At 30.1% G+C, this 23544-nt stretch carries 24 protein-coding genes; 9 read left to right on the top strand and 15 right to left on the bottom strand.

Features of this window, described 5'->3' with window-relative positions:
* Window positions 1-36: 36 nt before the first annotated feature.
* From ITB9_RS04505 to ITB9_RS04485, 5 genes are all read left to right on the top strand, one after another.
* Window positions 37-450, top strand: coding sequence for a hypothetical protein (locus tag ITB9_RS04505; protein ID WP_054851320.1), 414 nt, complete (start codon window positions 37-39; stop codon window positions 448-450).
* Between the two features lie 5 nt (window positions 451-455).
* Window positions 456-860: a hypothetical protein gene (locus tag ITB9_RS04500; protein ID WP_054851319.1), complete on the top strand. Its 405-nt coding sequence runs from the start codon at window positions 456-458 to the stop codon at window positions 858-860.
* A gap of 54 nt (window positions 861-914) precedes the next feature.
* The gene (locus tag ITB9_RS04495; RefSeq protein WP_054851318.1) at window positions 915-2882 is read left to right on the top strand and encodes a T9SS type A sorting domain-containing protein; all 1968 of its coding nucleotides are present in this window, start codon (window positions 915-917) and stop codon (window positions 2880-2882) included.
* A 2-nt stretch (window positions 2883-2884) separates the two neighbouring features.
* A complete protein-coding gene (locus ITB9_RS04490) occupies window positions 2885-4354 on the top strand; it encodes a hypothetical protein (protein WP_054851317.1) in 1470 nt (489 codons plus the stop codon).
* 73 nt (window positions 4355-4427) lie between these two features.
* Window positions 4428-4892, top strand: a complete 465-nt coding sequence (locus tag ITB9_RS04485) for a hypothetical protein (RefSeq protein ID WP_054851316.1) — start codon at window positions 4428-4430, stop codon at window positions 4890-4892.
* A gap of 88 nt (window positions 4893-4980) precedes the next feature.
* Here the strand turns inward: ITB9_RS04485 and ITB9_RS04480 are convergent, their stop codons facing one another.
* Window positions 4981-5730, bottom strand: a complete 750-nt coding sequence (locus ITB9_RS04480; RefSeq protein WP_054851315.1) for a hypothetical protein — start codon at window positions 5728-5730, stop codon at window positions 4981-4983.
* Window positions 5731-5994: 264 nt separating this feature from the next.
* Here ITB9_RS04480 and ITB9_RS04475 point away from each other — a divergent pair, with 264 nt between their 5' ends.
* From ITB9_RS04475 to ITB9_RS04460, 4 genes are all read left to right on the top strand, one after another.
* Complete coding sequence (locus tag ITB9_RS04475; protein ID WP_054851314.1) at window positions 5995-8463, top strand: ATP-dependent Clp protease ATP-binding subunit; 2469 nt, start codon at window positions 5995-5997, stop codon at window positions 8461-8463.
* 63 nt (window positions 8464-8526) lie between these two features.
* The gene (locus ITB9_RS04470) at window positions 8527-8976 is read left to right on the top strand and encodes a hypothetical protein (RefSeq protein ID WP_028291083.1); all 450 of its coding nucleotides are present in this window, start codon (window positions 8527-8529) and stop codon (window positions 8974-8976) included.
* A 3-nt stretch (window positions 8977-8979) separates the two neighbouring features.
* Window positions 8980-10335, top strand: a complete 1356-nt coding sequence (locus tag ITB9_RS04465; RefSeq protein ID WP_054851313.1) for a DUF5458 family protein — start codon at window positions 8980-8982, stop codon at window positions 10333-10335.
* 96 nt (window positions 10336-10431) lie between these two features.
* The gene (locus ITB9_RS04460) at window positions 10432-11079 is read left to right on the top strand and encodes an outer membrane beta-barrel protein (RefSeq protein WP_054851312.1); all 648 of its coding nucleotides are present in this window, start codon (window positions 10432-10434) and stop codon (window positions 11077-11079) included.
* Window positions 11080-11252: 173 nt separating this feature from the next.
* On the opposite strand, the gene ITB9_RS04455 is transcribed toward ITB9_RS04460, so the two are convergent.
* The 14 genes from ITB9_RS04455 to tssD (ITB9_RS04395) form a co-directional block, all read right to left on the bottom strand.
* Window positions 11253-11978, bottom strand: a complete 726-nt coding sequence (locus ITB9_RS04455; protein WP_054851311.1) for a hypothetical protein — start codon at window positions 11976-11978, stop codon at window positions 11253-11255.
* Between the two features lie 17 nt (window positions 11979-11995).
* Entirely contained in the window at window positions 11996-12487 is a 492-nt protein-coding gene (locus ITB9_RS04450; RefSeq protein ID WP_054851310.1) for a hypothetical protein, read from the bottom strand.
* 11 nt (window positions 12488-12498) lie between these two features.
* Complete coding sequence (locus ITB9_RS04445; RefSeq protein WP_054851309.1) at window positions 12499-13323, bottom strand: hypothetical protein; 825 nt, start codon at window positions 13321-13323, stop codon at window positions 12499-12501.
* 6 nt (window positions 13324-13329) lie between these two features.
* Window positions 13330-15963 (bottom strand): OmpA family protein, encoded by a 2634-nt coding sequence (locus tag ITB9_RS04440; protein WP_054851308.1) that lies wholly within the window; start codon window positions 15961-15963, stop codon window positions 13330-13332.
* Window positions 15964-15968: 5 nt separating this feature from the next.
* Window positions 15969-16454 carry a DUF4280 domain-containing protein gene (locus ITB9_RS04435; protein ID WP_054851307.1) on the bottom strand — a complete coding sequence of 162 codons (486 nt, stop codon included), beginning with the start codon at window positions 16452-16454 and terminating at the stop codon, window positions 15969-15971.
* Window positions 16455-16466: 12 nt separating this feature from the next.
* Complete coding sequence (locus ITB9_RS04430; RefSeq protein WP_054851306.1) at window positions 16467-17633, bottom strand: hypothetical protein; 1167 nt, start codon at window positions 17631-17633, stop codon at window positions 16467-16469.
* Window positions 17634-17655: 22 nt separating this feature from the next.
* Entirely contained in the window at window positions 17656-18207 is a 552-nt protein-coding gene (locus ITB9_RS04425) for a hypothetical protein (RefSeq protein WP_054851305.1), read from the bottom strand.
* An 11-nt stretch (window positions 18208-18218) separates the two neighbouring features.
* Window positions 18219-19250, bottom strand: coding sequence for a hypothetical protein (locus ITB9_RS04420; RefSeq protein WP_054851304.1), 1032 nt, complete (start codon window positions 19248-19250; stop codon window positions 18219-18221).
* Entirely contained in the window at window positions 19237-19407 is a 171-nt protein-coding gene (locus ITB9_RS15575) for a hypothetical protein (protein WP_187294252.1), read from the bottom strand. Before ITB9_RS15575 ends, ITB9_RS04420 begins: the two co-directional genes overlap by 14 nt.
* 2 nt (window positions 19408-19409) lie before the next feature.
* A complete protein-coding gene (locus tag ITB9_RS04415; RefSeq protein ID WP_054851303.1) occupies window positions 19410-21227 on the bottom strand; it encodes a type VI secretion system Vgr family protein in 1818 nt (605 codons plus the stop codon).
* Window positions 21228-21329: 102 nt separating this feature from the next.
* Window positions 21330-21743 (bottom strand): hypothetical protein, encoded by a 414-nt coding sequence (locus tag ITB9_RS04410; RefSeq protein WP_054851302.1) that lies wholly within the window; start codon window positions 21741-21743, stop codon window positions 21330-21332.
* The gene (locus ITB9_RS04405) at window positions 21740-22375 is read right to left on the bottom strand and encodes a hypothetical protein (protein WP_054851301.1); all 636 of its coding nucleotides are present in this window, start codon (window positions 22373-22375) and stop codon (window positions 21740-21742) included. The genes ITB9_RS04410 and ITB9_RS04405 overlap by 4 nt, the downstream gene beginning before the upstream one ends.
* Before the next feature lie 152 nt (window positions 22376-22527).
* Window positions 22528-22923 (bottom strand): type VI secretion system tube protein TssD, encoded by a 396-nt coding sequence (gene tssD, locus ITB9_RS04400; RefSeq protein WP_054851300.1) that lies wholly within the window; start codon window positions 22921-22923, stop codon window positions 22528-22530.
* A 91-nt stretch (window positions 22924-23014) separates the two neighbouring features.
* Window positions 23015-23401 carry a type VI secretion system tube protein TssD gene (gene tssD / locus ITB9_RS04395; protein ID WP_028291069.1) on the bottom strand — a complete coding sequence of 129 codons (387 nt, stop codon included), beginning with the start codon at window positions 23399-23401 and terminating at the stop codon, window positions 23015-23017.
* Window positions 23402-23544: the final 143 nt, after the last annotated feature.

Here is a 23544-nt window from a genome sequence, read left to right as displayed (position 1 = left end):
TTCGTATTGTTTATTCATTTTCAAATAAAACAGACAATGAAAAAACAATTGCTAATCAATGACTTAAAGTTTTGGGTTGATCAAAATGTAATCTATTGTAAAGTATTTAATACGTTCTCAGATTGTAACCGACCAGAAGACTTAGATCAAATTTTCAATGAAGCCATTACCAAGCTATCAGAAGGTGTGCATATGCCTATATTATTTAATCTAGAAGCATTGGATTTTAATAACGCTGTTAGAGTGTTTAAGTTGTTGTCTAAAAATAGAATCATCAAATCTTTAACATTATCAAAAACGTTTTTGGTTAACTCGTTTAAGTTAAGTGTGTTATTAAAGGTAGTTAGTTTTTTCTGTAATCCAGCGATGCCAGATTTGATATTTGTAGATACTACATCTGCTATTAAATTTTGTATAGAAGATAACCAAGCCTATAATTCTATCAGTTAAAAAAAATGAAAAAAATGGTAACAGTAGGACAAGCAAAATTTTGGACAGATTATGACAATATACTTTATTTTGAGTTTACTCAAAATCAATCAGATTTTGTTTTAGACTTAAATACAGCAAAAAAATACTTTAATGGGATACTTCAAATTAGTGAAGGTATGTCTATGTCTTCTGTTATAGATTTAAGAGGTTTTAGAGGTGCGTTTTCCACAGAGGCTGCAAAGTTTATTGCTAAAAACAGTCTATTAAATAATTCTAGTATATCACAGGCCTTTATAACAAACTCTATGGCTACTAAATTGTTAATCGCATCTTACAAACGTATTTATGACCCAATTATACCATTTAAAGTTTGCAATGACCTAGAAGTGGCTAAACAATTTTGTTTAGAAACTAGTAATCAAATTTAATAACCTTAATACTAATAACAACTATGAATTCTTTTAATCACTAAAACAACTTTTATGACAAAAAACTATATTATAAGTACTTGTTTTATACTCTTTAGTATGTTTTGTGCAACTGCACAAATTATAAATAAAGGGATTCTTAAAATTGAATCGTCTACTGACGTTTATTTTGAAAACGAGTACACAAACGACAATAGTGCTTCACATGTTAGTGATGGAGAACTATACCTTAACAGTAATTTTATTAATAATGGCTCCACAGCAGCTTCAGACGGAACTACATTTTTCAAAAGTGTAGATAATCCCTTGTTAAGTATTTCTGGAACTACTGAAACCGTAAACTTTAATAATCTGCAAGTAGATATAACTGCAACTAATACTAAAGGCGTGTCTGTAACAGATGGATTTGCTATTAATGTAGAGAACAATGTTAATTTAGTTAGTGGAGATGTAAGATTGGTTGGAGAGTCTCAACTAATTCAAGCACACACTGGCTTGGATGCTAATACAATTTCGACTGGAAAAATAATGGTAGACCAACAGGGTCAAGCTTCGGCTTTTAAATATAATTTTTGGTCTTCTCCAGTTAATAGTTCAGGAACATTTACAATAGCTGGTAATAAATTTGATGGTACAGATTCTGCTATCAATTCATTTACTCCGCAACCTGTACTATTTAATTCAGGAGCTCCATATAACGGATTACCATCTGTTGTGGATGGTAGTGACAATGTTACAACTGCTTTAACTATTAATACTAGATGGCTGTACCAATATGCTCAAGGATCTTCTGGATATGCAGATTGGGCAGTTATTAACCAAAACACCCCTTTAAATCCAGGTATTGGATATACTATGAAAGGTACAAATACAGTAGATGCTACTCAAAATTACGTGTACTATGGAGTGCCAAATAATGGTGAATACACTACACCAATTAACGCAGGAGAAGAGTCTTTAGTTGGTAACCCTTATCCATCAGCATTGGATGTTGCGCAGTTTATTAACGATAACATAACTGTTTTTGATGCTTTGTATTATTGGGTTGACGGAGGATCTACTTCTCATTATTTATCAGACTATTTAGGTGGTTATGCCATTAGAAATATAACAGGAGGTACTCCACCATCTGTGGCATCTCCATTAATTTCTGGTGTTGGTACAGCAGGTAGTATAACAACTCCACCACCTTATGTGCCTGTTGGTCAAGGATTTTTTATAAGAGCGACAGGAACAGGAAATATTCAGTTTAATAATGGACAGCGTATTTTTAGGACAGAATCTTCAGGAGATGCTGTACACTACAGAACAGATCAAGCTGCTGCTGAAAATACTTCAAGTAATCAATACATCAGATTGGGTTATGAAGATCCAGAAGGCTTCCACAGACAATTGCTTTTAGGCTTTTTACCTAATCAGTTAGCAGATATTACTCATAATCCAGGTTATGACGCTTTAATGAAAGTCAATAGAGCTGACGAACTGTATTTTATAATTGATGGTCAAACAGATAATAAATATGCTATTCAAGGTGTGGATGCATTTGATGACAGTTTTGAGTTTCCGTTAGGATTATTAATCTCAGAAAGTGGAACGCATCAAATTATGATAGATGAAGTAGAAAATTTTCAGAATACAATCTATATCAAAGACAATATATTGAATACGACACATGATATAACGGATTCTAATTTTTTAATCAATTTGCCTATTGGCGAATATTATGACAGGTATTCGGTTGTTTTTACTCCTGCTGAAACTTTATCTGTAAACGAAGATGAAATCAAGAATATCAAAATATACTATAACCCAAATAAAACAATAGTATTGAACAACTTGGATAATATTCAAATAAAAAACATACAAGTATTTAATGTTTTAGGTCAAAAAATACTTCAATTAAATTCAAATATTAATCATTCAACTAAAATAGAAATTCCTTTTAACCAAACTGACGGAGTATACTTTGTTAAAGTAGAAACTGAAACAGGAGAAATTTCACAAAAAATCTTAACTCATTAATTATGAAACACTTCAGCTTAAAAATAAAATCGCTTTCACTTTTAGTATTTATATGTTTTAGTTTAAATATAAATGCTCAAGTTGGTATTGGTACTTTAACACCAGATGCATCATCAATGTTAGATTTATCTTCAACAGATAAAGGTTTACTAGCACCAAGAATGACAACAACACAACGCTTAGCAATTACAACGCCAGCCCAAGGATTATTGGTTTATGATACTACTGAAAATTCATTTTACCATCATAATGGAACCATATGGGTTAAAATTGAATCTAACGGTAGGGTTAATCATAAATTAATCCAATCTGCAGCAGATTTAGCAGATGAATTAGCAGCTGGTGGAAACGCTAAATACTTATTAGATACTGATACTTTATATGAGATTAATGGAACTATAGTATTAGCAGTACCTATTGATTTAAATAATGCGTACATCACTGGTTATGATACAAATGAAGATGTTTTGTTTTCTGCAGGAGGTACTATTTTTTCAGGTACAACAGGAGGTAGTGTAAGAAGTGTTACATTATCAGCTCCAGGAGGAACTGTTTTTAGTTTAAATGGTGCAGCAAGCAGTTCTTTTGTTTTTAGAGATTGTATTGTTGCTAATTCTGGCGCAGTAGGTACTATTGAAGGTTTTGGATTAGTTTTTGTTAGTATTGTACAATTTGTTGGTAACAGTGCAGGAGTAACCTATAATGATATCTCTGAATTATTATTAAGTAATGTTGGTTGGTTTGCTAATAATGGTGGGACCTATGAAACCTTTACAGGGACTTTTAACTTAATACAAAAACAAGGTGGTTTTTCTGAGATGAATGGTACTGCAGTTGGTATGGATGTAAGTACTTCAGGATTGAGTGTTGAGAATGGTATTTTATCAGGAGTAAGTTTTAGTGGTAATACTACTTCTGATTATGTTAATAGATATACAACAGGATCTTATCCTGGTTACAACTTTACCAACTCTTGGACAGTAGATTGTCCAGGTATACCTGTAGAATCTGATCAAGTGGCAACTGGTAATATTTATTATGATGGAACTATTACTACAGGTTTTGTTCAAAATGTAACAAATACTAGCCCATTTAATTTAACTGGTAACGCAACATTCCCAAACAATACAACTGGTGTTAACCTTTTTAGAATGTCAACTCCAACAGATAATCGAATTACTTATTTAGGTAAAAAAACTAGAACATTTCAAATTAATGCTTCTATGTCAATAAGAGGTAATACTGCTGTAGGTGAGTTCTATGCCTTCTTTATCAGAAAAAATGGAGTTACAACTTTAGTAGAATCCAACACCTTAATGAGAGTTAATAATACCGCAGATATATCAAGTAACTCTATATCTGCTACTGTCGAATTAGAACCTAATGACTATGTTGAGGTTTGGGGACAAAGACTAATAGGAGGTAGTGTGACATCAATTACGGTATTTTCATTAAACCTTTCTATCAAATAAAATAAAACAAAATATAATCAATAACTAAACAATAGAAATAACCTCAATATCTATCAAAATAAACAATCAATTCATGAAGAACAATTATCAAGTTTTAGATCCTATTTTATCTAGTAGTAATGTATCTGATCCAGAAATGTCAGATCAATTTTACATCATCAATTTATGTAACCAATTATTAATAGGTGATGGGCAAAACGAAAGCTCACTGGGATGGGTTTTAGGAGATTTAAATAACAACGGAAAAGTCAGTGAGACACTACCATTAGCAGTCTTTTATGAAGCAAAAGACTTAGTTATAGAGTGTGTTGTAAATCAAACAAAACCAAATATAGACAATATAGAAGCGTTAATCTCTGGAGATTCTAATACCATTAATAATTATAACAATAAACGTAAGTTAATGTTAGAAAAAAAAGGAGTCAACCTAGTAACTATTGAGCATACAATGCTTGATTGTGATGAAAATAATTACTTATGCAGAGATGAGTATAAAGACACAATACAATTAAAAGCAATTTTGAGTAAATATATTTAATAGCAAAATGTGTGTTTTTGTTTTTTATATTAAACCCAATTTTAAAACTATTTTAAGATTGGGTTTTTATTAATAATAAGTTTTTAACTTATAAAGTTTTTGTCAAAGATTGTATTTTACCATTTACAACAGAGATTTTAAATACTTGACCCTCATCATTATTTGTTTGATACTTTTTTAAAGTATCAAATTTTAAATCGCTTGGTAAAAATGTTGTTTTATCTGTAAATGCAAATGTTCTTAATTTTGGGTTTTTATTGACTATTTCAAAAAAATTCTGACTGTCAGCAGTTGCTTTTTTTAATTGTATAAAATCAACTGTTAAAAGTTTAAAACCTTCCTTAATTTCTTGTTTTCTTATTAAACAATCATAAACAATGGTTTCATCTGTAATCCAATAATTAATATTGGTTTTATCAGTTGGTTTATTAATATCAGTTTTAGTGTTTAAATATTTTGTGCTATTTACACTTTTAGATGCTATTTTTTCTGACGTTACATTTGTTTCAGCAATATTATCCTGTGTGTTTTCTTCAGGTAAAATTAATTTAACTGCTTTCTGACAATTCCATTCTTTAGGTAATATCAATTCATTAGTTTTACTATCAATAGCAATTATCTCGTTTGCAGTTTCAAAAACATCGTTTTTAGTTACTAAACCAGTGATGTATTTGTCGTTATCCCATTGCATAATATAACTGTTGTTATTTACCTTTTTAAAGGTGTAAATCGTGGCAGATCCATCGTTACACTGCCATTCACCATCAAATTTTGAGGGATTTTCATTACAAGATATAAAGCATAAAGCTAAAATAATTGTAGAGACTCTTAAAAACATGTTTGTTTAGTTTAAATGTTTGTAAACGCTTAATTTGTAAAGACTAAATTAAATAGATTATTTTAATTTATTAATAATAAATTATTTTGTTTCATTTTTTATTTATTTTTAGCTGAATTAAAAACACCGTTTCACCTTGCTATTAGTTGTATTAAAATGCTATTCATAGACAAAACCGTACATTTATTCGTTTTTTATATTACCAATCCATATTATTTATATATTTTTAAATCTAAGTCCAACCAAAAACCATTAAGACTTTAAATGGAGTACTCCCTAGATCAATCATTAAACCAAGCAATACATATTGCACAATCCATAGCAAAAGAGTATTCTCACAAAGAATATTCGTCAGCACATTTATTAAAAGCACTTTTACATAAAGACATAGGTATGCTTAAGTACCTAAACAGCATTGACGTTGATGGCTATTATATAGAAGAATGGGCAGAAGTAAGGTTAGAATCTTACCCGAAAACTAATAAAATACCAGAACAACCTGGTCATGATGCTTTTGTAGAAGCTATTTTTAATGAAGCCGAAACAATAAAACTAAAATTAGGTGTAGATAAAGTCAATGCACATTGTGTTTTGGCTGCATTAGCAATTCCTGGTGTAGGGTTTTCTTTTGAACAATTAAAAACGTTTCCGTTACAGGCTGAAGATGTTATAAAACACTCAAGTAAAGCGTCATCATCAAATCAAACTACAAAATCAAGTGCACAGTCAAAAACAGATCAAAATACTTCTAATAAAGTTATTAATTACACTATTAATAAAACAGATTTAGCTAAATCAAATCAGTTAGAAATAATCTCAGGAAGAGATGCCGAACTTAAAATGATTACTGAAATTTTAGGAAGACGCTCTAAACCAAATGTTATTATTTTAGGTGAGCCTGGAGTGGGTAAAACAGTCTTGTTAAACGGATTAACATACACGACTTTAAACACTAATATACCAGAGCAATTAAAAGATGCAGAAGTTTATGAGTTAGATTTTATAAGTTTAGTTTCAGGTGCTGGTTATAAAGGGGAAATAGAAGACCGATTAAAAAAAGTAATAGACCAGGTTAAAGCTCAAGATAAAGCTATATTATTAATAGATCAGCTAAACGTAATTACAGATAAGACTAACAATAATCAAGGTTTAGTAAATATTTTAAAATCAGAATTAGTTAAAGGCGAACTTACAATTATTGCTACAGCTACAAATGATGCTTTTAGGAAACATATTGAAATAGATGAAGGTTTATCTAGACAATTTGAAACTGTTACACTAGAAGAACCTTCGGCAATTGAAGCCTTAAGAATGATTGAAAACACAATATCTTATTATACAGAACACCATAATTTAGATATTGATAGTGAAACAATAACAGAAGCCATAAGATTAGCTAAACGTTATAATAAAGAAAGAAGTTTACCAGATTCGGCAATAGATTTAATAGACCGTACCATGTCTGCTGCTAAATTTATGATTCAAACCTCTGTACCAGAAATTGAAACATTAAAGGAGCGCGTTGAAGCACTTAAAGCAGAAAAACGACCAACAGATCAAGCTATAAGTGAGATAAAATGGATGTATACTCAAATGAAAGATAAACTGAGTTATCTTTTATTTACCGAGTTGGAAGAAGAAAATAAACTAGAACACATCACAACAGCAGCAAAAGGATTTAAAGAGCTTAATTCAATTTTAAAAAATCTATCAAAAGTTGCTTCTAAAGACAAGACACATATCACAAAAAATGATATTGCCTTAACCATTGCTAATAAAACAGGGATTCCAACAGGAAAACTTCAAGCAGACGAAAAAGACAGACTGCTTAATATGGAAGACCAACTTAAAAAACGAGTGATTGGTCAAGATCATGCTGTAAAAGTTATTACAGAAGCTGTTTTAGAATCTAGATCAGGATTAAGTAAACCAGGTTTGCCAATTGGATCCTTTTTCTTTTCTGGACCAACAGGAACAGGTAAAACCGAATTAGCTAAAGCATTAGCTGAATTTTTATTTCAAACCGAAACATCAATCATTAGGTTTGATATGTCAGAGTTTAAAGAAGAACATTCTGCAGCCTTATTATATGGAGCACCTCCAGGATATGTTGGTTATGAAGAAGGTGGTTTACTAGTTAATAAAATTAGACAAAAACCGTATTCTATTGTTTTGTTTGACGAAATAGAAAAAGCTCATCCATCTGTTTTTGATATCTTTTTACAAATTTTAGACGAAGGTAAATTACATGATAGATTAGGTAAGGAAGGTGATTTTTCTAACGCAGTAATATTGTTTACATCTAATATTGGAAGCGATCATATTGTAGATACTTTTAATGCAGGACAAATCCCTAAGTCTAATGATTTATTAGAAATGATGGGTAAACATTTTAGACCAGAATTTTTAGGAAGATTGACCGAGATTATTCCGTTTTCACCAATCATGGAAGACTTTATAACTAAGATTTTTAAAATTCAATTAAAAGATTTACACAAAGCACTTGATAAGCAAGAAATGACTTTGCATTTAAGTGATAAAGCAACAACACATTTAGCCAAAAAAGGATTTACACCAAAATATGGTGCAAGACCATTAAGAGGTGTTATTAGAAAAGACCTTAGATCTCCATTGTCAAAAAAAATAATTTCAGGCGAATTAACAAAAGGCGCTACTATTAAATTAGATATTGACAAAAAGGGAGCATTAACGTGGGATATATCTAATAAATAGATACCGAATAAAAAAATAGTTTTATATTTAACATAATTATTAATCTAATTTGAAACCAAAAAAATGAGTAATACTTACGGAATAGGAGGTAATGAAGTAAAATCTGATTCAGCCGAAGCTCTTCAGGAAATTCCTCAAAACAGAACACTACTTGTAGAAAAATTAACTCAAGATCAACCAATAAAACCAGAAGTTGTTAAAGGGTTAAAAACTATAGACGATGTTTTTGAGCATTATCAACCAAATGTTGAAGTAGATTTTGAAGACTCTGATGGTGTTGGGAAAAAAGAAACCTTGAAATTTAAAAATCTTGGAGACTATGGTGCTCAAGGAATTACAAGGCAAAGTAAGTTTTTAAAAGACCTAAGTACCGAAAAAGACCAGTACATTAAAATTGCAAAGCAATTAAAAACCAATAAAATACTAAAAACAGCTCTTGAAAATCCAGAAGCAAAGGAAGCTTTACTAGAATCTATTAGAGCATTATTAACAGAAATAGAAGAAAATAAATAGATTATGGCAGCCTCTCAAGATAAAGCGCAAGGATTTCAGCCAGTTGAAAACCCTTCAGAGTATTTAAAAACTAATAGCGAGAAACTAGCAAAGTATGGTGGTTTTGATTTAATGGAAGCTTGTGTAGAAGGTGTTCAAAACATGAACCCAGAACGTAAAGCAAGAAAAAAAATATTTCTAACAGAAAATGCTAAAAAAGACGAACGAGAAACATTAAAAAAAGTACTTGAAATGTGGTCTTCAGTATTGTCAGGATCGGATGATATTCCTGAAATGATTGAAGAATCACAAAAATTATCACAAGTAGCAGATGTATCTTTAAAAAAGAATTTAGGTACTGCTATTGATGCAACAAGAGACCTTGAAAGATCTTATAGATCTATGGCTCTTTTTTATAAAAATACAGAAGCAGATAAACTTAAAAACTTATCTATTGTAAATGCAGAATTAGATCAAGTTAAAGATTTAGATAATACAAGATTTATTGATGCTATTTCAGAAGAATTAAACTCATCTTTTGACCGTTTAGATTTAAGAGATAATTATGGCTTACTTGTAATACCAGGTTATTTAGGGTCTAATAAAGTTGTAGAAAAGTGGGCTAAAATCGCTTATGATAACAAAGTAATGTTAGTAACAGATTTTGCTCATTTAGACGAGCCAGATGATGTTATGGAAATGTTTGAATCAGCAAATTTAACAGGAGGAGATAATTATAGATCAAATGTAATTATGTCTTGTAACTGGCTAGTTGGTCGTGGTAAGCATGATGAAGTAGGAGAGGAGGATGACTTATTTGTACCACCAGCAGGAGCATTAGCAGGAAAAATTTATAACACATTAATGTCTCAAGTAACTGCAGGTAAAAAGTTTGGAGGTATTAATGAAATTGATGGTGTGCGTTTTGACTTAAAGAAAAGTGAAATAGCTCAGCTTGAAAAACTAGGTTTAGTACCGATGGTTAATGAGTATGGTAAAGTCATGGCTTTTTCTGCAAAAACGTTATTTAATGGAGATAACTTAGGGTTACAAACTTACTCTGTAGTACGTGTATTTGATTATGTAACTAAAGTGTTAATGGACTTCTTAAACAGACGTGCATTTGAAAACTTTAATGCAAAGACAAGAAAAGAATTAATGGGACAGATTGTTAAGTTTTTAGACAATATTACAGGACCAGACAAATTAATTGAAGATTTTTCTATTAAACGTTTTGAACAAGATCATAACCAGAAAGATCGTATCTATTTAGATGTCCACATGAAACCATATTTTCCAGCCAAAAATTTCATGATTAAGATGGATGGTCAAAAAGGAGATGATGGTAATGCTTGGGATGCTGAGTATGAACAACAATAAACAATAAAATATTAAATGAAAAAAACCCGAAGTTTATTCTTCGGTTTTTTTTGCTTAAAAACATTAATAAATAATTTTAAATTAATAGTAATCACAATGAAAAAACAATTTGCATTATTTGGCCTGTTATTAATAGCTGTTGTAGGATACTCTCAAGAAGTAGAAGAGCCATCATTTTACCTTTTAAAAGGTAATGTAATAGTAGAGGGAATGATTGGTTATAGTAATGATACAGATGCAAGATCAGGAGCAGATTTGTCTGAATATATAATTAATCCTAAAGCTGGTTATTTATTTGGTGATGATTTTGCTGTAGGTTTAGACTTATCATATCAACATTCTGAAGAAAGTGATGATGACACTGAAAAAAATATAGAAGAAACTATTACAGCAGGACTATTTTTAAGGTATTATTTTTTAGACTTAGGAAAAAGGTTTAAAGTATATGGAGAGTTGGGTGGAGACTATGTTAAATTAGAAGGTGGTTTTGAATCTAATACTCAAAAAGCAACCGGATTTCAAGTAGGTCTTAATTTAGGAGTTAATTATTTTGTCAAGGATAATATAGCAATATCATTCGTATTATCTGATGTTGCTAATTATAGATCATTAAATAATGAAGCATATTATATAGGAGATGATTTAGTTAGTGAAGAAGGTAATACAAATAGTTTAAATGTTGATTTAAATGTGTTTAAAAACTTTTTTCAAACTGCTCAGTTTGGAGTTATGTTCAAGTTTTAAAAGCATTTAATAATACTCAAATCAAAAAAAAATCCCAAGATATAAAGTCTTGGGATTTTTTTGTTTTATATAGTTTAGTGTGTCATTAATCTCCAATAAGCAAGCTGACACATTACAATCAATCATATAATAAGGTTTTTCATAATTTTGATTTAATTTTTAAATGTAATTTATTACCTTGATAGTTTAGCTCTAACATCGTTTGAATCTCTTTTTAATTTTTCATCTAAAAAATCTTGATAAGTATAATTTGGATTATCTTTTCTATTTCTAACTTTTAAATAATCTTCCCAGTAACTAAAGGAAGCAGTTAAATTTAGTTCATTTATATCTGAAGAATTAATTTTTACTTCAAGTCTTGCTTTCTCAGTCTCGTCCAACGAATAGTTTAGTAAATACAAGCGATTATTTTCTTTTTCCTCCCATAATAGTGAGGAGAATTTTCCTTTTTCTTTATCTCCAAACCTCATATATCCTGTATAGTCAGGTTCTCCTAATTTTAATTTTAACGCTGATAATAATTTTTCTGCCTGTACTTTAGAATAAATGAAAACTTGATATTTATAAATAATACTGTCTTTTTTGTTATAGTAAAAATTTATTCCGTTAACGCCTCTATTACTGTCTGGATTTTGACGACCAATAAGACTAGTATTGTTAAATATTAGTAACTCTTCTGCTTTGGTTGATATATATTCATTGTTTGTATTACCTAAGGGATATTTTTTTATTTTAGTATCTTTAGTGATTACATCATTAATTTTATCTTTATTAAGTGAGAGTTTTGTTAAATCGAAATTGGATTGTGGTATATTACTTTTTAAGATAAAGCTTCCTACAATTAATGTGAAAAAAACCTTATAATAATTTAAGTTAAGTATAGCTATATTAGTAGTCATTTTTGTTAAATTACCTTTTAGAATACAAATAAATCATTATCAAAGATTGACTCACTAAAGATTATTTTTTGTTTTATGTTTTGAAACTGTTTTGTTTTTGATAGTGTATATTTTTTTTTGTTTTCATTCCATTCAAATTGTACACCAAAAGCATTATCATAGACTTTTACAGATTTACCAAATTTATCAACAAGTGTTTGTTTTATTGATGAAAAAGTTTCTTTACCATTATCATTTACGTTAATGGTATAACCTTTTATCTTATTGTTTTCATAATATACAAAACTATCTTCGTTCATAATTATTTCATGAGAATAATCTCTACTTGGGACTATACAATAGCCATAGTCCTTAGTTCCATTTTTATCGTAATCAGTAAGGATACTGATAGGTTTATTTAACAAGTCTGTTAATTGCATTTTTTTATTAGAGCAATTCACTATTGAACTAGAACATATTATACCTCCAGAGGCAATGATAATTTTTTTTATAAATAATTTACGCTTCATTTAATCTAATCTTAAATAATACTTAATCCTTTATTTAAAGTTTTCATATGTAATTTAATATCAAATTTAACTGTATCATTTATTTCCGGATCAGCAATTTTATATTGTAAAGCAGAGCTTCCGTCTAACCTTACTAACCTTACTAATTTTCCGTATCCCATTATTTGTAATTTAAGATTTGTAGAGTTTAAAGGTAATAGTTCTAATTTTTGACTAAATAATGATGTTGCTCCATTTAAAAAATCAGCTTTACTTTTTTTTGTAAAATAAAAGGCTTTTTCTTGTAATTCCATTTTATCTTTAGATAAATCTAAAAATTTTGAAGCATTATGAGATGCTAGTACACCATGTAATTGGTAATAAAATTTTAAAACTTCATTAAAAAGATCCTTTTCTTTTATTGTTTTTAAATTAATCGAATTTTGCCAACCATTTAAAACAAAAGGTAGATTTACATTAATTTCTGTTGTTATTTTAAAAATTGGGTACTCAATTTTTTCACTTAATCCATTCCATGGTTGTTTTATTCTTGGATGAAATTTTTTACGTGTTTCTTGTAATTTACTTGTATCTCCTTCTGCAATATAAAAATCTAGAGACATGTATTCATCCTTTGTTAAAGTTTTCATCTTGTGTCGTGGAAGCATAATACCTGTAACTTTATAGCTTCCACTTTCTAAAAGTAGATGGTTTATTGGAATATCTCCTGTTACTGTTTTACTGCCAGATGTTGTTATTCCAGAATGAAATGTTAGAGGAACATCGTTAACATATATTTCTCCTGCACAACCCATGCGTCGATATATTGAATAATATGGCTTTAAATAATCTTGCATTGTATATTAATTTATATAATTTTTATCTAGTACTAACGATTCTGGGTCTGTAACTACTTCTGCAAATTCAAAAGATGGTAGATCCCAAAATCCAACAGTTGTTGTTATTTTACCGGTTATTTTAATCCCTGAAAATTTTAATGTCGGTTGGGTAAATATACCGTTTTCATCACTGTCAACAACTAATTCACCACCAAAATAGCCTTCACCTTTTAAGGCAGCTTCAAAATTTATAATAGGCTCTGTTACAGGAGATTGAGAACCTCCTAATCCTATAGTTAATACAAATTCTACTTCTACACCAAACTCTCCTTCTATAGTAGTTTTACCACTTCCTGAAATACCATTTAGAGTATCAAACTTTACAGTTTCCATTGCAAACTTTAATTTACCTACAAAGACTAAATCAAATTTTAAACCTGTACCTAAACTATCTAAGCCATCTCTAGCTTTAGATGCTAATTTTGCAACTGCAGGATTACCAGCTGATCCAACTAGAATTGCTGCAGCAATTAAATCTACTCTTGCTTCTGCTCCTATAATTGGATCAAATTGAAAGGTAATATCTCCAGCTGTAACAATTTTTTTAGAGGTATCATCTCGTTTTAAGTACCAATTAAGAGAACTAACAAACTTAGGGTAAAGTATGTTCATTGTAACAGGAATTGCTGAACTTTTAGCAATTCCAATAGCTACATTTACAGCGCTTTGAAGTACATTAACACCTTTTGAAACAGTTTGAGCAAATGGCTCTATTTTTCTTTTGAAATCTTCAGATAAATTTCTTTCACTTGTATCGCTATCCCATTTAGCTTCCAACTTAAGTCCAATTTTTATTGGGATTTTGCTTTGTTGACCAATACGATATCTAACCAATCCATCTTGTCTATTACTCTCAAATGTATCTGCATAACTACCACCAGCTACTGGCATATTAGTAGAACGAGCATTAGAGATATCCATTTCTATTTCAAGTGCAAATTTCCATTTAATATCAGGATAAGCTTTAATTATAAATGTTTCGAGAGATTTGTTTGAATAATATCTACAAGTGTTTACATGTCCTTTGTAAATAGCTGCAGAATCTATTTTGTCTTTTGTTGCTGTATTAAGTAAATTCCATTTTGGCCATATGTATTGTAATGGAGCAGGGTTTAGTTTTGATACAGTAGAGTGCACTTGAAAACTTAAACTACTACCTGAACCTTCAATTGTTTGGGTATCTGGAGATATTATGGTTATTTTATTTTCATGTTTATTGTTTTCACGATAACAATCATCGGTATTAAATCCATCAATAGTTAATGATGTGTTTTCGGGTGTACTTGGTGCGATAATTTCAAATATTAATGGATTTGCACCATGAGATTTAAAATCGAAAGTTATATCTACTCTTCTCGAATTAATATATTCAGGATCATTTTTTCTGCTAATATTATCAGGACTTTCTGAATTTAATTCTCCAAGTCCTAAACTTATTATTCTACCAGCTTCTAAGCCTCCTTGAACAAAAAAATCTTTAACAGCATCACTACGTAATTGAGAGAGTTCTTGATTGATTTCTACACTACCAATGGCACATGCATAACCTCTCATTCTAATTTGTGTACCAACATTGTCTAATAAGAAACCTAATACATTATTTGCAACTTCTTCTGCCACAGGGTTTATACTTGAGTCATTAAAATCAAATAATACACTTCGTGTTATTTGTTGAGTACTTGTTCTTGGGTTTTCTAATGCTTGTCCTTCTGCAAATATGGTAATATCTTCTGACCCTTTTTGTCCATCTGTTACTTTAGGAACAGTTGCTGTTATTTTTTCGAATTTGCATGGGTCATAACGAATAGCATTTACTTCGGCTTGATAAATTTTTGTTGGTGTAATATTGGCAGAAACATGTACTTTGTCTGTAGCTTCTTCGTATAATATTCTTAAATATCTTGCATGCGCTTCATCACCATTACCATCTAAAACTAAGTTTCCATTAGAGTCTTTTACATTGATATAAAACTCTTGTTCGTCCCACCAACTTGAAACTTTTCCCATCCAGTTGGTAGTATCACCAATGGTGTATAATGCTTCTCCGTCAACAACTCTTACATCACTTTTACTTGTAATTAATGGATCAGAACGAAGGCCTCTTCTATTATAAACTTCTACAGTAATTGTGTCTCCATTTAAACCTTCGGTGTTTAACCATAAGTATAAAAAGTCACCATATTTTATTGGGCTTTGTCTTATGTCACTACCTTCTGCTTCTGAACGCCATTCACTAGTTACAATTTGTTTTTTTGTATAACCATTGATATAAAAATCGTCTTTTACACTGTTTTCGTTTAATATTCCAGAGGTGCTTGATTCTATTAAATAAGTAAAAGAACCGCAAAGTTTCTTGGGTATGTTAAACTCCATGGATCTACCTAAGGCTCTTCTTTTAACCTCTATAGGTCTGTCTGGATCTTTCCAGAACCAATATACTGGTTCTTCGGTTATGTTTCCCAGTGATTCTTCATTTTCCCATTGAGTAACACCTAATGTAATATTAGAATCTGGTTTTATTGTTGCATTGTTTTCTGTAACAGCATAGCATGAACTATGTCCAGCAATAACACTTATTTTTTTAACTTCGGCTCCCATTATTTCTATTTTACACTAATTATTATACCTTCACCTGTATGCTTCTTATTGGTAAAATTAACCATTGGATTTAATTGTGCCTGAGTATCTTCGTCTGAATTATCCATGTTTTGTTGGCTAGGTTCTGATATTTGACCATGATTGGATATTTTTACAACTCCTGACCCTGCAATTGCGCAAATAGCTTTACTATCTTCTGTTAGTATGTTCCCTCCGTTTTTTAAAGTTACATCTTCATAAGCGCCATCCCAACCTGTTATAATTGGTTGACATGGCTTGTAACTGCTACCCGTTGGTTGTAGTTTACATTGGCCAAAGGTTTTATTTTTAAATGGTGTTCCTAACTCCATTGTTGTGCCAACTAACTTTTTACTCCCATCTTTGTCGTTCGCATACTCATTTTTATGCGAGGTAACATTTAGCATATCTGGTACAAATCCTTGTTGGCATTCACAAATTGCTCCATGTACGACTATGTGTTTTTCACTCATAATTTTCGTTTTTTATGAAAATATACTTTTCCAAAAAGGTTTCTTAGTTTTACTTTGTTGTTTTTCTAATTCTTCTTTCTTTTTTAAATATGTATCACCACTTGTTTTAGAAATTGATATTGATACATATTTTTTTTTTGTAAGTTCTAGTTCACATTCTAAAAAAGCAGATTCTGTTATATTGGTAGCTGGTTCTAAAAAATATAAAATACGCAACATACCTTTAACAGTTTGTTTTCTCTTATAAGTAGAAGCTGGAAAATGGATTTTACTTTCTAATTCATTTTTATTTCTTTTATCTAAACACTCTCCTTTTATATCTATTCTAATTTTATTAGTTTTTAAAAATGTATTTGCTTTTCTTTTTGTTTCAAATGCTACAGCTTTGGTATTTGGTACTATAGGAAAATTAATGATTTCAGGTTTTTGTTGTGTTTCTTTAATGTAGGTTGTAAAAACTTTATTAAAGTAAAGTTGAAAAAACCAATCGTTTTTTAAATAATGAAAGCAAACATCTTTGTTTGTAAGTGTTTCCTCAAATAAAGAGACATATTTTTTTGCAGTTTCACCTGAGTAATAATTTAATACTTTTGATTTATGTTTTTTCCATCTTTTTAAAATTTCATCATGATTTTTGATGTTTAACAGCTTGTTATTGTAATCTGTTTGAAGTATAAGTGGATATATAACTTCAGTACATTTTAATGCTAACTCGTCTGCAACTAAGTCTGGTTCTTTATCGTTAATAAAAACTTTAGATACTATATCTATTAATACATATCGTTCGTTAATTTCATTTTTCGGGTAGAACTTTACTCTTTTTTCATACTTAATAGTATTTTCGATATCTCCATTTTTTATAGTTTTTAATACACCATAAAATAAATCTGTTTCTTCAAATTTTCGAGATAATCTTCCTAAATATGGTTCTTTTAAAATATTTGGTTCGGGTTCATTTGGGGTTGCCCAAACTTCTTTTCCGTTTTTAATTATATAACCTTTTGGAGGTAAAATAATTTCTTGTAAAAAAGTTGGAATACGATTTTTTATTTGCTCATGAGATTCTGCTCTTTGGTTATGATATTCAATAAGTTCTTGAGTATCTAAACCATGTTGTTCTGCCACCTTATTAATGGTGTCTTTTTCTTTTATTTTATATGTTCTAAGAGTTTTAATCAATTCTCATAAATATATTAATCAATTAATGATTTTTTTTCTTTTTTAATAAACGATTGAGATAGCACTCAAAATAAGAATTCATTTTTCCTAAGTAAATACAATTATTTTCTTCAGGTGTAATATTTGCATTATCGTTGCATTCTAACTTTTTAACTTTAATGTTTTTTGAGTAAGAGCTTACAATAATTTGCTGAAACACCATATCTTTTTTATAGAAATCTATGATGATATTTTCATTTGTGTCTAAAGCATAATTTGGTATTAGTTGCTTATTAAGTTTTTTTAAAAGTTTTTTTATTTCCTTTTTTGTAAGTTCTCTTTCAGTTATTTTTTTTCTTTTACTTATAGTTTTTTTTGTATTAAAAGAATTCTTTGAATTATAGCTTTCTAAGCTATCTAATGAAACTAATTTTGAGTTTTCTGGAGGTGTAAATGTTTTATCACTAATTGTGTAACTTGAAATTATAACTTTGTTATATAAAGAATCCTCAAAGAAATCTATGGATGTTGATTGTTGAGCACTTACATTAAATGTTATTAAAAAAAATATAAATATTTGTAGCGTATTTTTCATATTCATTGTATTTAAGGTGTCATGGCGTTAATAGTAATTACTGATGTACGATCAAATTTTCCGTAGTTATCAGAATCGATAGTCACATTTAAATGTGTTTTGAAAAAATTTACATTTTGTTGCGTTTTGCTACTAATTGTAAATGAAGGTGTAATTTCAGCATACGTCGCAGGTAAAGCAGCATAAACAGTTATATTTGAGTAATATGCTAAATTTACAGCATAAAGACCTAGATAGTCTTGAGCTGCTATAAATTTTATTTGTTTGAATGATAAATCTATTTTTTTATCAACTACAAAACCAGTACTTAGTCTCTTATTTATAAACCCAACTAAGTCTAAATCTTCTCCATTTAGATTAAAAGCAAAATGATTTGCAGGATATGTGAAAATTTCTGCTTCGTCAATTAAGCTGTTTTTATATTTTACATTTCTTCTTAATCTAGAATACAATGCATTTGAAAGCGTTGGAAAACTACAACCCCAAATTTTCACATAGCCATTAGCATTTAGAGCATTTGTGAATTTAGAGGCTACTGATGGTATTTCATTTTTTCTCATGTCAATATCTACTGGGTCACTTTCATATGTATTAGCTAAAATAGGACCATTCCAATAAGCATGAGAAAATATATGAATTTCCATTAAAGATTTTGAATTTGTAGAACCAATATCACCAACAAGATTATAAATTACATCTTTTGTTATGTAGTTAGTTTTTCCTAGATTATCAAAAACATGACCTGAATAGTTTGTTTTAGTAATTTTATCATAATTAGTAACTGTTTCCGTTATTGTTCCTTCATCGTTTTCGATTTTTGTAATTGTACCAGGAAGAATATCTACTATATAAATAATTTGAATTTCTTTATCATTAGCTAAAGCGTCAATTCGCTTTTTTTCATTTAAAGCATATTTATTAAATGACCAAATGTCATGATAATCTAAACCTGAAACAAGCACATAAGTTTTAACAGGTTTAATTACTGTACTTACTCTTGTAATGGATTCAACCATACCAAAACTTACCTTAGCAGCCGCCATTACTTATAACTTTTTTGTTACTAATTAAACTTAAATCACCATCAATTGCATCTATTATTATTTTGTCTGCGTATTTATCGTATTTGCCACTAACTATCGTATTGTATTTTTTGTTTACAATAACCATGTAGTTTTTTGCTTGTCGTGTTATTGCCATAATTAAAAAAGTTTACTTTTTTCTGCACTGTTAATGTTAATTGATTTAGAACTTTGCATAGTCAAATTGTCTTCTGCACTAAAAAGGGTCATTTCATTTGCGTATTCATCAGATGTAGTGGATTGTCTGCTAAAATCACCATCAATAAGGTCTTTTCTATTTTCAGCCATCTCTGTCATGTTTCCAGATGCGTTTAATAACATATCTTTATTTGCAATTATAGATATGTTTTGTCCTGCAGACTCATCGATGTTTTCACCTGCATTTATTGAAATATTTTTTCCTGCGGAAATATTAATATTTTCTCCTGCACTAATATTGATATCTTTTAAGGCATTTATGCTTATGCTTTCTCCAGCTGTATCTATTATTAAATGATTTCCTTTTTTATCTATGATCGTAATGCTTTCTCCATTGCTAGTATCGTTTAACTCAATAGTATGACCACTACGGGTTTTAATAGCTTTAATATCGTTTTGAGAAGTTTTCCAGCTATTAGGTCTTTCATTTCCATTATACAAACTACCTAACATGTAAGGGTGTTCTGCATTATTACCTTCAAAACCAATAAGTACTTCTTCACCTGTTTCTGGTATAAAATGAAACCCTTTATCACCACCAGCATGTGGTGTTACTATACGTATCCATGGAGTCATTTCTCCTGTTGTTTTCTGCCAAGGCATTTGTACACGTATACGACCTAAGCCTTCTGGATCTGCATTTTCTAAAACTGTAGCAGTTTGCGTACCACTTTTAGGAAATGCATTGATGTTTGTATTTGGGTAAGCATCGAACTCTGCAGTAACAGCTTCAAATCTGTTTTCGTAATCGCCATTTTCGCTATTACTATGAGTAATACTTATAACCCTGTAGTTTGCACCTTCTACGTTCACTATATTTCCTAATTTTACACCAGGATTATCGCTAATACCATTCAGTTTTACCTGTTGTATTTGGATAGCTTTTTTCTGTAATTCGATACTAGAATCTAATCTTTGTTTTGCTTGTGGATCATTATATAAGTTGTGCCATACTTTTGTTTCTTTGGTAAAAATACTATCTGATTTACTAGATACAAAACCACTGTAACCACTGGCACCAGAACTAATATCTTTAGCATCTTTTTCGTGTACATCGTTTAATAAGTAATCATTAGCATAAAATTTATAATTATGTGATTGTGGTGTTAGATTTAAGTTATATTCTTTGAGATCAAAACCATAAGTTAATGTTAATTCTTCTGTTTCCGGAGCTCCAAAGATTAATTTGGAACCATTATAATAGAACCACTCGCCATATTGTGCAGCTAAACGACTAGCGTAATTGTAAGCACTTTCTCCGTTTTGAACAGAGTAGTGTAGGGTAGCGGTATTATTAGGTTGTATTTGGACTTCTAATTTAGATCTGTCATAGTCGCTAAAGGTACGGTCTAATATTTCTGACAATGATAAATCGTTATAGGAGGCATAATGTGGACCATCGTCTGCTATAAAAGTTGGACTTAATGCGGTAATGACAACTTCGTCACCAGAACTTGCTTCATGTCCTTTAATAGTTGTTATTTGTGAGACAATCCCTTTAAATTCTAAGGTTTCATAACCACTGAGAGCACCCAAAGCTGACGTTTGGATTGTTATGGTTTCTCCTAAGTAATTCTTACTAGATTCACCGAGTGCTTGAGTTAGATTTTCTAAAACATCCATACGACAAACTAGCTCTAGTCTGTGATGAGAATCGATACTTTGATGTAATTGTATTGATTTAAATGCCGAAACCTCTGTTCCTGAGATGAAGATAGTTGTGTTGCTTTGTAATGCCATAGTCTTATTGTGTTATTAAAACTGGGTTGATTTGTTATATTTTCAGGCTTTTATTACAAGCCAATATTGTTTTTTATTAAAATGTTTTAATCGATAATAGCGTTAAAATTGATCTGATTTATGATGTTTATAAGCTTTAATTGGCAGCCATTGATTATTCTTTTTTTCATACCATACTTGAATCATATGCTCTCCATCTTTAGTTTCCCAAAAGACATGTTTTATTATGATGTTTTTAACTTTATCTTTATCAAAATAGTCTTCTAAAAAACGACTTGGTCCCATAAAACCATTCCCGTTTACAATCAGCTCGTTATCGGCTATTGTTAACCTACAAGTTGCTATTGCTTTTTTATAATTAGCTTTTGATAAAAAAGGAACCGTTATCGAGTCTTGAATACAAAAATAAGAGGAATCAATAACCGTAGTTTTTGCAATGTTTACTTTTTTACTTTGTTTATTATTACATGATAAAAAGGTCAAGATTAATATATTAAATGTTAATAGAAATTTCATTTGTCTAGAAAAGCTTCAAAAGTAACACCTGGAATCATTTTGTTAACTTTAACTCTAATATCACGAATGTATCTTGTTCTGAGATCATTACCGACATTCATCAAGGCTTTAGTGTCATTGACATAAATAGGGTCGTAATAGTTTCCATTTAGTTTACCATACTCATCATTTACAGCTATTGTATGACCAAACTCATGTTTTACTGTATTTTGATTAATATTGGAAACAATTCTTCTTTTTACATCTGTATGCGCTAGATATATTTTTTTATCTGATGGATTTACTTTAGATCCAAAGTCTTCTGAAGTACCAATTTTTTTAACATTAGCAGTCCAATGCTGATCTGTTGTTACCCACTGTATGTCAAACTCTAAATTAAATTCTTTTTTGTGTAAAGAGGCGTTACTATTATTTTCGTCATGGACTAGTGCACAAAAAACAAAGTGACTTCCCCATTGTTGCCAAATAACGTTATCTGCTTTTTGGTGCCATGCTTTTTTTTCTAAATACGACCAGTTTGGTAATCCAGAAGCGACGGTCCAAATGTATTTCCATTTTTGACGGATAACGATAGTCTTTCGGCTTGGTTCAATATAGATATCGTAAGCATCTGTTTTTTTTATGTAGTTCATTTCAAAAAGTAGCGTTTAAGTCGTTGCCATAATACGGTTTGGTATGTGCGTGTTTTATTGCATACCCTATTATTGTTTATTAAAAACAATAGTACAGTCTTTAACTATATAATAGTTATACGTTGAAAGTGTTAGGTTTGGACTTGCAGAAATTACATTTTTGCTGGCCAATTATTTGTATAGGTTGTTCCTTTTACACTAATTTCTTTAGCAGAAATTACGATTCTTGTTTTTAAGGGTTGTGCACTAACAGCATCAAAATCTTCCATATAATCTAGGCAGTAGGCCTCATTAAATGTTATGGTTTTAAGGCTGGACATATTATCTCTTTTATAAAAGACAATATCACCATTTTTGGTCATGTTATGAGAGATCATCCACTCTAAAAAGTCTGTTTTATTAGTAGATTCGATCAAGATAGTTATTTGTCCTCCACGAGGTTTTTGAGATGGTCGACCTGTAGTATCAGCGCCTTGGTGAAAACCAAAGGAGCATTCTAATACATTCATTTCGTTATCATCAATATTAAGTTTTGCTAAAAATGACATAATGAATAGGTTTAAAAAATGAGAATAAAGAAATAAAGGGAGTGCATATGCAACTCCCTTTAAATTTATGAATTATTAATAATGGGAGTTATTATACCCAGTCATTAACATGTTCTCCGTTTCCTATTCCAATACCTTTAGCAGAAATAACAAAAGATTCTGACATTGGATTTTTACCAGTAGAGTCAAAGTTTTCTAGATACTTAACCATGTATCCTTCTGTAAACTTTAATTCTTTAGAAGTAGACTCGCTATCTCTTTTTAAGAATACGATAGATCCGTCTCTACGCTCAAAGTTGTTAAACATCCAGTCAGAAAGACTTGTATCTGCAGTAGACTCAACAGTTAATTTAATTTTTCCACCTCTAGTAATAGAAGATGGTCTTCCTGTTGCATCAGTTTCTTGGTGTAATTCGTAAGATGAATTTAATACGTTATACTCTTGTCCTCCTACTTTAAGTTTTGCTTTAAAAGCCATAATAATAAATATTTAATTAATAAAAAAAGTTTAAAAGCCATTAGTGGCATACCCTAAAATTATAAAACGTAATTGAATACGCCTATCTTTTTTCGTTAAAAAGTTTTTTTATTCGATAAAGTGTAGTGTTGTTGTATGTTTCT

The sequence above is a fragment of the Olleya sp. ITB9 genome (assembly GCF_001315805.1).
In the GTDB taxonomy this organism is placed as follows: Bacteria; Bacteroidota; Bacteroidia; order Flavobacteriales; family Flavobacteriaceae; genus Olleya; species Olleya sediminilitoris.
The sequence above is the reverse complement of the archived record's forward strand: the minus strand, read 5'-3'. Positions and strand labels throughout refer to the sequence as shown.